This is a genomic window from Neisseria sp. P0006.S009 (assembly GCF_051962915.1).
Taxonomy (GTDB): domain Bacteria; phylum Pseudomonadota; class Gammaproteobacteria; order Burkholderiales; family Neisseriaceae; genus Neisseria; species Neisseria subflava_E.
This window is the reverse complement of sequence record NZ_JBQCUV010000003.1, coordinates 333,206-343,550: the sequence shown is the minus strand read 5'-3', so window position 1 is coordinate 343,550 and position 10,345 is coordinate 333,206. Positions and strand designations below refer to the sequence as shown.

Below are 10,345 nucleotides of genomic sequence, written 5' to 3'. Positions count from 1 at the left end.
TAACTAACTGTGTTATACTGTCTGCTTCGTTTTCTTCACCGCGTCAGCAGCGAAGAACCGAACTATACGCCTACCAATAAAACCAGTCAACACCCAACTTCAAAAAAATTAAAATTTTTTCACAACTATCTGTATTTAAATAATTTAAAATTTATTAGATTTTATCATTCGATAGATAAAACAGATATCCAAAGATAAATAGTCCTGCAGCTTTACTCTTAATTGCCACATTCAAACACTCTATATCTCTATACTACTGGCGCTTTAGTCCCATCTACTCTTACAATCTCTACTTTCTCCAATAAAACAATCATAAATTTAGAATAGTCCCTATTATGAGTAACGAAAAGATTCAACAAAAATTTGAACAAGCATATCACTCTTTCATCGAAGAGGAAAATTACGAGGAAGCGCTTAAACGTGCCGAAATTCTTTGCCTTCTCAACCCCCAATCTGTCGAATTTCATCATAAAGTTGCTTATGCCTATCTGAAGCAATTGAAATGGAAAAAAGCCATTGAGGCTGAAATGAAAACGTTAGAGCTAGATAGCACCTATATTCCTGCTTTGGATTTACTTGCACATGCTTACGGCGCTCTAGATAACTGGGAAAAAACCGGGTTTTACGGTCATCAGGCTTTGGTTCTAAAAGATAAAGCCATCCCAGACCTAGAACATGAAATCATTCCAACACCAGCTCCAAAAAATGGCAAACGGATTATCTCCTTTTCTTTATTTGGCAATAATTCCAAATATATTGAGCCTGCCGTATTAAATACCCAGCTTGCGCCTGTGCTTTTCCCTGGTTGGACATGTCGTTTTTATGTCGACGATTCTGTATCAGCTGAAGCTATTCAACGATTTAGAAATAACGGTGCAGAAGTGATTAAGGTTGGCACTCCATTGGACAACTGGCCGGGTACGATGTGGCGCTTTCTTGCCATCAATGATCCCGAGGTTGAATACGTTATTTTCCGTGATGCAGATTCTATTATTTGTTATCGTGATGCAGCGGCCGTATCCGAATGGATAAAAAGTGGCACACTATTCCACACTATTCGCGACTCGGGCTCGCATACTGCCCTAATTCTTGCGGGTATGTGGGGCGCTAAAGCGGGCGCAGTCCCAGATATGCAGGAAAGGATTCAAAATTTTGTCGACGAGGGCTATCCTTCCAGACATTTTGCCGACCAAGATTTTCTAGAAAAAGAATTGTGGGCCTATATCCGTCAGAATCTGTTTGCACATGACAGATTATTTGATTTCTGTAATGCACACGAAATTCCCGGCGAGTTCTACTCTAATTATCAAATCGCTTTCAGCGAAGGGGTTACCAGCTTTAACGCAACGACTGATTATGAAGACGGCAGTCTGGCAAGATGGACGCTGTACTCCAGTGCTTCGCCTTTGGTCAATCCGGACTACTCGCTCAATGTTGTTCCTGAATTTAAGGTCTGCAGTTATGTGACTGAAGTGAAAAACGGAGCGGTTTCAGCGTTCTTGCCGAAGAGATATGGCAATGCGATTAAAGCAAAACTAGCCAGAATCAACATCGAACAAATCTAATTTAATTTGATTCCTATATCTCTCATTTCATGAACCCATTATTTATGAGCAAACACATTCTCCTCGGTATTACCGGCGGTATTGCGGCGTATAAATCGTGTGAACTGGTCAGATTGCTGAAAAAGCAAGGACATTCTGTATCAGTGGTAATGACAGATTCTGCGACGGAATTTGTCTCCCCACTGACTTTCCAAGCTTTAACCGGCAATCCTGTTTTATCGGATACCTATTCAGGCGCTTCCAATAATGGCATGGCACACATCAACCTGACGCGTGAAGCCGACGCATTTCTTATTGCGCCCGCAACTGCCAATACGATCGCCAAAATTGCCAACGGATTGGCTGACAACCTGTTGACTACTTTGGCCGCAGCCAGAAAATGTCCTTTGGCCGTTGCGCCTGCAATGAATGTCGAAATGTGGAACAACCCTGCCAACCTGCGCAATATTGAGCAGCTGGTTTCAGACGGCATTACCGTGTTTTACCCAAACAGCGGCGAACAGGCTTGCGGCGAAACAGGTACCGGCAGAATGGTCGAAGCGGTCGATCTGGCAGATTTGTTAGAGGATTTATGGACACCCAAGCTATTGAGCGGCAAAAAAGTTCTGATTACAGCCGGCGCAACGTTTGAAGCCATCGATCCTGTCCGCGGCATTACCAATATTTCCAGCGGACAAATGGGCATGGCTTTAGCACGTGCGTGCCGTGCTGCCGGAGCGAAAGTCACGCTGATTTACGGTCAAATTCAGATGGCCTTGCCAGCAGGCTTGGCTCATTCCGAACAAGCTGTCAGCGCAGAAGCCATGTATCAGGCAGTTCACCGCCATATCCATGAGCAAGATGTCTTTATTTCCGTTGCAGCCGTTGCAGACTATAAAGTCAAAAACAGCAGCAACGAGAAACTGAAGAAAAACGGCAATCAGCCTCCAATTATCGAACTGACGGAAAATCCGGATATTCTCGCATCCGTTGCCGCCCTACCTTCTCGACCATTCTGCGTCGGCTTTGCTGCCGAAAGCCATCAGGTTTTGGAATTTGCTCGGGCAAAACGTTTGCGCAAAAACGTACCGATGCTGGTAGCCAACCAAGTTTCCGTTTCCATGGGCAAACCAACCAATCAAATCACCATTATTGATGACCTTGCCGAAACCTCATTTCCGGAAACATCCAAACGCCAAGCAGCGGATGAAATCGTCAAACGTCTGACTGAGTTGTTGGCTTGATAAAAAAAGGCCGTCTGAAAATTTTTCAGACGGCCTTTGTTCAAACACATTAAATCACAATCCCAATTCGCGCAGGAAACGAATATCGTCTGCCCAACCGGATTTCACTTTCACCCAAATCTTCAAAAAGACTTTGGTATCAAATAATTTTTCCATATCAAGGCGGGCTTCAGTAGAAATTTTCTTCAATTTCTCCCCACCCTTGCCAATCAAAATCGCCTTTTGGCTGTCTTTATCGACCAACACCGCGATATAAATGCGGAACAGTCCGCTTTCCTCTTCCTCAAACTGCTCCACTTCAACATTCATCGCATACGGCAACTCTTCGCCCAAATAGCGGAACAATTTTTCGCGCACAATTTCCATCGCCAGGAATCGGCTGGATTTATCCGTCACCATATCTTCCGGATACATCGGGATACTTTCCGGCAGATACGGCTTGAGCAGTTCCAGCAGATTGGCAATACGCAGGCCATGTTTCGCGCTAACTGCCTCGCTGGCGGTAAACTCAAACTCTTGCCGCACTTCATTGATAAAAGCCTCAAGCGCAAATTTATCTTTGGCTTTATCTTTATCGATTTTATTGACCACCAATACCACAGGCGTATGCTTAGGCAACTGCTTCAGCACCACGCGGTCCGCATCGGTAAAGCGCATGGCTTCCACCACAAAAACCACCACGTCCACGCCGCTCAACGCTTCGGTTACGTTTTGATTAAGACGGTCATTCAAGGCATTGCGGTGATTGGTTTGAAAACCAGGCGTATCGACAAACACAAATTGCGCCGTGTCGTCGGTGTAAATACCGGTTACACGGTTGCGCGTGGTTTGTGCTTTTTTACTGGTAATACTGATTTTCTGACCAATTAAATGGTTCATCAGCGTGGATTTGCCGACATTCGGACGACCCACGATGGCCACAAAGCCGCAACGATAATCCGTCGGGTGTTGCGACTCGTTTTGCAAAAAGGTTTCGATATCCATTTATATATGACTTTCTTGATTGTTTCAGACGGCCTTTGCATTTTTTCAAAGGCCGTCTGAAGTATCATTTTTTAGCTTTTTTCAAAGGGAACTTCTGTTCCAACCACTCTAAAGCTTCACATGCCGCTTTTTGCTCGGCCACTTTCCGACTGCTGCCGCGTGCATTGCAGATGAAACCGAGTTCGCCCAAATCACAGGAAATCACAAACATCGCATCAGCCGTCTGCTCCGCCTGCTCTTCGATTCGGTATTTCGGCAGGGCAAAGCGACGTGCCTGCAAGGCTTCCTGCAAAGCGGTTTTACTGTCTTTCTTGCCGATATTCAAATCCGCACGTTTCACGCGTTCCGCAAACAAATGGCGAACCACTTTTTCCGCCGCAGAAAAATCAGCGTCAAAGCTGACCGCCGCAAACATCGCCTCCATTGCGTCAGCCAAAATCGAAGGCCGTCTGAAACCGCCGCTCTTCAACTCGCCGGCACCCAAATACAAACCGTCGCCGACATTCATTTCCAACGCGATTTCAGCCAATACGCCTTCATTCACCAAAGCCGCGCGCATCCGCGACAACTCGCCTTCCGACAATTTCGGAAACGCGTCAAACAACATCCGCGCCACTGAATAGTTCAAAATCGAATCGCCGACAAATTCAAAACGCTCATTGTGTTTGGCATTGTAGCTGCGGTGAGTCAAAGCCTGCTGAAGCAGCTCCATATTGCGGAACTCATAGCCCAGACGCTTTTGAATCGCTCGATGCGCCTGCTGTTTGAGCAAATCAGGTTTCATTCCATACTTTCAAAAAAACAGCCGGAAAGCACGCCTCATCCGCAGTGAAACAAAATAAAAAGGCTACACCGGCAACTTTTTTATTTTGGCTCATTGTTTCTTGCGTCCCTCAAGCCGATAAACAATCAAAAGCCGTCATGTTCAAACCTGACGGCACTTGCCGACATTGTACCATCAAACCGACCCTGCACACATCCGTGCGGAAAAGCGGCGAATCGTGTAAAATCATGCCAAATCATCTCTTTGCCAACTCCATGAACAAATTTGCCCAAGCATTGGCCGCAGCGCTCGACCGCTGCATTGTTACCAACACCGTCGCCGAACAAGGCAAACCCGTCGGCTTCCTCTACCGCGAAGCCCCCGTATTTGAAAACGACAGCGGCTGGCGTATTTTCAGCGGCGACGAAACCGACGAATACACCGACAATCCCGACAACTTCAGCATTGTCAGCCTCTCCGCCATTACCGCAGACAATCCCGACATCGCGCCCCTGCTGACTCAGGCAGAAGGCAGCGCGTGGGAATTAAACGAAGACGGCGAGTTCCAAGCCGTTGCCGATTGGCAGCCGCAAGAATAATCCATCCCCATTTCGTTTCAGACGGCCTTCCCTATAACCAGGCCGTCTGAAACCGAGCCGAATCCCTATTTCACCAATATTGAAGGAATCATCATGAACATTATCGAACCCCGCCTCGACGGTACCAACTTGCGCATCGGCATCGTTCAGGCCCGCTTCACCAACGAAATCGGCAGCGAAATGGTCAAAGTTTGCTGCCGCACCTTAAAAGAATTGGGCGTAGCCGAAGACAACATCACGCTTGCCACCGTCCCCGGCGCGCTTGAAGTGCCTATCGCGCTGATGAACCTCGCTTCATCCGAACAATTCGATGCCCTGATTGCCATCGGCGTTGTCATTCGCGGCGAAACCTACCACTTTGAATTGGTATCCAATGAATCCGGCGCAGGCGTCAGCCGCGTTGCCCTTGATTACAACATCCCGATCGCCAACGCCATCCTGACGACCGAAAACGACGAACAGGCCGTCGCACGCATCGAAGAAAAAGCCTCCGATGCCGCCAAAGTTGCCGTAGAATGTGCCAACTTGGTCAACCATCTTTTGTCAGAACAATACGAAGACGACGAAGAATAAGTTCTCCCCGTATTGAATACCGCATATTTTCAGACGGCCTCCCAATCATGACATTGAGGCCGTCTGAATCATTCAATATTCAGCCGACAACCATCGGCACCCTCTTCACAAGGAATACCCATGAAAAGCCCACGCCGCCGCGCACGCGAGCTTGCCGTACAAGCCATTTATCAAGCAGGCATCAACAAAACAGCCGCTCCCGAAATCGCCAAAAACATCCGCGAACTGTCCCAAGCGCCCAATATGGATGAAGAGCTGTTCAACAAACTGTTTTTCGGCGCGCAAACCCATGCCGAAGAATACATGGAAAAAATCAGCCCCCTGCTCGACCGCGACGAGAAAGATCTCAGCCCTATCGAACGCGCCGTTTTGCTGGTTGCCTGCCATGAGCTGAGCACCATGCCTGAGACCCCCTATCCTGTCATCATCAACGAAGCCATTGAAGTCACCAAAACTTTCGGCGGCACCGACGGCCATAAATTCGTCAACGGCATCCTCGACCAACTGGCTTCACGCATCCGCCCTGACGAACCGCGCCGCAAAGGCTAAGATGGGCTTCACATCGGGCCGGGATTACCAATCTTTGCCCTGTATAAGCTAATGTGCTTATACAGCCAAACCATCCAAAAGGCCGTCTAAAATTCAGACGGCCTTTTATATTTCGATTTATTCCGATTTTGGTATTTCATAACCGGGGCAGTTTTGTTTATCACTGTTTGCCCAGATGATACCGCTGTCGTTGTAATAAACGGTACAAGTTTCATCGGCATTGGTTTCTCTATTGGGTACAGCCTTCAAAATATAACCTGAATCGGAAGGATCAGGCATAGAATCCGTACCTTCGGAAAAACTAATATTGAAATATTGATTCTGCTGCAAATTTTCGGTAGGAAACCCTACAAAAGTACTTTTTTGAGTATAGTAGCGTTCAAGTTGTTGGGCATTATGCAGCATCTGTGTGCGGACGGATGCGAGACGCGTTTGGCGGATGTAGTTTTGATAAGACGGATAGGCGATGGTAGCGAGAATGGCTGCAATCAAAACGACTATCAGCAGCTCGATAAGCGTGAAGCCTTGTTGGTGTTTCATTTTATTTGTGTCGTTAATAATTAGAATAAGACATGAATATTATAGTCGTTTTCTTGTGACTTAAATGTTCAGATTCGGAGGGGGTTTGGGAATTTATGTAAACGAGGTACAAGTTCTGAAAAATATCTTCATTCTTTTATTTTTTATTTCAATAAGTTAAACTTCAATTTAAACTGACCGACTCTTGGTTGGCCTTGGTCTTTACAGTAAAATCCAGTTGTTTTTTTGTTTCTATCAATGCATTTGTTGCTTGTCTGCGACGTTATTTTATTGAATTGGTTCCTTTTATATGTCTAAAGTTTTCAAGTGGGCGGCCGGTACGGCTGTTATCGTGGCTGCGGCTTTCGGCGGCTGGTCTTTGATGAAGCCTGAGCCTCAGTCTTCTTTTATTACGGAAGTGGTTAAACGCGGCGATATCCGTCAAACCGTATCGGCAACCGGCGAAATCTCGCCTTCCAATTTGGTATCCGTAGGCGCGGAAGCTTCAGGCCAGATTAAAAAACTGTATGTGAAACTGGGCCAACAAGTAAAAAAAGGCGATTTGATTGCAGAAATCGACTCAACCAATCAGCTCAACACCTTAAATACCGAAAAATCCAAACTGGAAACTTATCAGGCAAAATTGGTTTCTGCCGAAATTGCGCTTTCCAGTGCGGAGAAAAAATATAAACGCGAACTTGCCTTATGGAAAGAACAGGCCACTTCCAAAGAAGATTTGGAATCTGCACAAGACTCTTTAGCCGCAGCCAAAGCCAATGTCGCCGAACTGAAGGCCTCCATCAAACAATCCAAAATCTCCATCAATACAGCCGAATCCGAACTGGGACACACGCGGATTACCGCCACCATGGACGGCACCGTAGTCGCCATTCCTGTTGAGGAAGGCCAATCCGTCAATGCGGCGCAATCTACGCCGACCATTATCCAACTGGCCAATCTGGAAACCATGTTAAACAAAATGCAGATTGCCGAAGGCGATATTACTAAAGTCAAAGCCGGTCAGGATATTTCGTTCACCATTTTGTCCGAACCGGACACGCCGATTAAAGCGAAATTGGACAGCGTCGACCCCGGCCTGACCACCATGTCTTTGGGCAGCTACACCAGCAGCACGGACACGACTTCCAATGCGATTTACTACTATGCCCGCGCCTTGGTGCCAAATTCCGACGGCAAACTTTCCATCGGCATGACCACTCAAAACACGATTGAAATCAACGGCGTGAAGAATGTCTTACTGGTACCGACGCTGACTGTGAAAAAGCATAACGGCAAATCCTATGTCAGCATTTTGGGCGCAGACAATAAAGCGGTAGAACGCGAAGTAACCGTCGGTTTGAAAGACAGCATGAATACCGAAATCAAAAGCGGCTTGAAAGAAGGCGAAAAAGTGATCATTTCTGAAATGAGCGCAGACGAAAAGAATAAGAGCAGCGAACGCGCGATGATGGGCGGCGGCCCTCCTCGCTGATTGATTAAGGCCGTCTGAAAGGTTTGGCTGTGTTTCAGACGGCCTTAGTTCCTGTATTTCTATTTTTCGCCCGGAAAGATTATGAGTTTAATCGAATGTAAGAATATCAACCGTTTTTTCGGTAGCGGTGAAAACCGTGTGCACGTATTGAAAGATGTCAGCCTTTCTATTGAAAAAGGCGACTTTGTGGCGATTATCGGCCAATCCGGCTCGGGCAAATCGACGCTGATGAATATCTTGGGCTGTCTGGATACTGCCACTTCCGGCTCTTATCAAATCGACGGCATCGAAACATCGCAAATGCAGCCGGATGAGCTGGCGGCTTTGCGCCGTGAGCGTTTCGGCTTTATTTTCCAGCGTTACAACCTGTTAAGCTCGCTGACCGCCCGGGACAACGTCGCCCTGCCTGCCGTGTATATGGGCATGGACAGCAAAGAGCGTGCGGAACGTGCGGAAAAATTATTGGGCGATTTGGGTTTGCAAAATAAAGAAGGCAACAAACCCAGCGAACTTTCCGGCGGTCAGCAACAACGCGTTTCGATTGCGCGCGCGTTGATGAACGGCGGCGAAATCATCTTTGCCGACGAGCCGACCGGCGCATTGGATACCGCCAGCGGTAAAAACGTGATGGAAATCATCCACAAGCTGCACGAAGACGGGCATACCGTGATTATGGTCACCCACGATCCGGGCATTGCGGCAAACGCAAATCGCGTCATCGAAATCCGCGACGGTCAGATTATTTCGGATACATCTAAAAATCCGGATATTCCGCCAAGCAAAGTGGAGAGGATTAAAGAAAAAGCTTCTTGGTCGTTTTATTACGATCAATTTATGGAAGCATTCAAAATGTCGGTACAGGCGATTATGGCGCACAAAATGCGTTCGCTGCTGACCATGCTGGGGATTATCATCGGTATCGCCTCGGTGGTATCGGTAGTGGCCTTAGGTAATGGCTCGCAACAAAAAATCCTGGAAGACATCAACTCGATGGGCACAAACACCATCAGCATCTTCCCCGGCCGTGGTTTTGGTGACCGCCGCAGCGGACGAATCAAGACACTGACAATTAATGACGCAAAAGCCATCAGCCAACAAAGCTACGTCGCCTCTGCCACCCCTCAAACCAACTCCAGCGGCACCTTAACCTACCGCAACACCGACCTGACCGCCTCACTTTACGGCGTAGGCGAACAATATTTCGACGTGCGCGGTTTGAAATTGGAAGAAGGCCGTCTGTTTGATGATGACGATGTAAAAACCGATGCCCAAGTCGTCGTCATCGACCAAAACACCAAAACCAAACTCTTCGGCGAAGGCGTCAATCCTTTAGGCAAAACCATCCTTTTCAAAAAACGCCCGCTAACCGTCATCGGCATTATGAAAAAGGATGACAACTCGTTTGGTAATTCCGACTCGCTGATGCTTTGGTCGCCGTATACAACGGTCATGCACCAAATTACCGGCGAAAGCTATACCAACTCCATCGTTGTCAAAATCAAAGACGATGCCAACACGCAAGTTGCCGAAAAAAGCCTGACTGAGCTGCTGAAAGCACGCCACGGTACAGAAGATTTCTTTATGAACAACAGCGACAGCATCAAAGAAATGGTGGAAAGCACAACCGGCACCATGACGTTGCTGATTTCTTCTATCGCGGTCATCTCTTTGGTGGTCGGCGGTATCGGCGTGATGAACATCATGCTGGTCTCCGTTACCGAGCGCACCAAAGAAATCGGCGTCCGCATGGCAATCGGCGCACGCCGCAACAATATTTTGCAACAGTTCCTAATTGAGGCCGTTTTAATCTGTATCATCGGCGGCCTGTCAGGCGTATTGTTGTCCGCAAGCATCAGCCTGGTGTTCAACTATTTTGTTACCGACTTCCCGATGAGCATTTCCATGACTTCCGTCATCGGCGCAGTGGTCTGCTCCACCGCAATCGGCGTCGCGTTCGGCTTTATGCCTGCCAACAAAGCTTCCAAGCTTAACCCGATTGATGCACTGGCTCAGGATTGATTATGTTTCAGACGGCCTATTATTTTAGGGCCGTCTGAAATGCTGTTACCCGAAAGATT

General features: G+C 47.4%; 10 protein-coding genes. 7 read left to right on the top strand and 3 right to left on the bottom strand.

Going from position 1 to position 10,345, the window contains the following annotated elements; all coding sequences use genetic code 11:
• The first annotated feature begins 335 nt into the window (after positions 1-335).
• Together ACTHTK_RS07765 and coaBC are read left to right on the top strand one after the other, a co-directional pair.
• Positions 336-1,565: a tetratricopeptide repeat protein gene (locus ACTHTK_RS07765; RefSeq protein ID WP_107724164.1), complete on the top strand. Its 1,230-nt coding sequence runs from the start codon at positions 336-338 to the stop codon at positions 1,563-1,565.
• 44 nt (positions 1,566-1,609) lie between these two features.
• The gene (gene coaBC / locus ACTHTK_RS07760) at positions 1,610-2,788 is read left to right on the top strand and encodes a bifunctional phosphopantothenoylcysteine decarboxylase/phosphopantothenate--cysteine ligase CoaBC (RefSeq protein WP_199901839.1); all 1,179 of its coding nucleotides are present in this window, start codon (positions 1,610-1,612) and stop codon (positions 2,786-2,788) included.
• A 54-nt stretch (positions 2,789-2,842) separates the two neighbouring features.
• Here the strand turns inward: coaBC and era are convergent, their stop codons facing one another.
• Together era and rnc are read right to left on the bottom strand one after the other, a co-directional pair.
• Positions 2,843-3,772: a GTPase Era gene (era, locus tag ACTHTK_RS07755; RefSeq protein WP_003679342.1), complete on the bottom strand. Its 930-nt coding sequence runs from the start codon at positions 3,770-3,772 to the stop codon at positions 2,843-2,845.
• Positions 3,773-3,836: 64 nt separating this feature from the next.
• Positions 3,837-4,556, bottom strand: a complete 720-nt coding sequence (gene rnc / locus ACTHTK_RS07750; protein ID WP_003683027.1) for a ribonuclease III — start codon at positions 4,554-4,556, stop codon at positions 3,837-3,839.
• 254 nt (positions 4,557-4,810) lie between these two features.
• On the opposite strand from rnc, the gene ACTHTK_RS07745 reads away from it, so the two are divergent.
• The 3 genes from ACTHTK_RS07745 (at position 4,811) to nusB (ending at position 6,256) form a co-directional block, all read left to right on the top strand.
• Positions 4,811-5,134 carry a DUF2185 domain-containing protein gene (locus ACTHTK_RS07745; protein ID WP_039862122.1) on the top strand — a complete coding sequence of 108 codons (324 nt, stop codon included), beginning with the start codon at positions 4,811-4,813 and terminating at the stop codon, positions 5,132-5,134.
• A gap of 93 nt (positions 5,135-5,227) precedes the next feature.
• Positions 5,228-5,707: a 6,7-dimethyl-8-ribityllumazine synthase gene (gene ribH, locus ACTHTK_RS07740; protein ID WP_003748562.1), complete on the top strand. Its 480-nt coding sequence runs from the start codon at positions 5,228-5,230 to the stop codon at positions 5,705-5,707.
• A 120-nt stretch (positions 5,708-5,827) separates the two neighbouring features.
• On the top strand, positions 5,828-6,256 hold the full coding sequence (gene nusB, locus ACTHTK_RS07735) for a transcription antitermination factor NusB (protein ID WP_004519698.1): 429 nt from the start codon (positions 5,828-5,830) through the stop codon (positions 6,254-6,256).
• A 117-nt stretch (positions 6,257-6,373) separates the two neighbouring features.
• On the opposite strand, the gene ACTHTK_RS07730 is transcribed toward nusB, so the two are convergent.
• Positions 6,374-6,796, bottom strand: coding sequence for a type IV pilin protein (locus ACTHTK_RS07730; protein ID WP_004519697.1), 423 nt, complete (start codon positions 6,794-6,796; stop codon positions 6,374-6,376).
• A 289-nt stretch (positions 6,797-7,085) separates the two neighbouring features.
• On the opposite strand from ACTHTK_RS07730, the gene ACTHTK_RS07725 reads away from it, so the two are divergent.
• Complete coding sequence (locus ACTHTK_RS07725) at positions 7,086-8,267, top strand: efflux RND transporter periplasmic adaptor subunit (protein ID WP_314061341.1); 1,182 nt, start codon at positions 7,086-7,088, stop codon at positions 8,265-8,267.
• Positions 8,268-8,348: 81 nt separating this feature from the next.
• Positions 8,349-10,286, top strand: a complete 1,938-nt coding sequence (locus ACTHTK_RS07720) for a MacB family efflux pump subunit (protein WP_150537317.1) — start codon at positions 8,349-8,351, stop codon at positions 10,284-10,286.
• Positions 10,287-10,345: the final 59 nt, after the last annotated feature.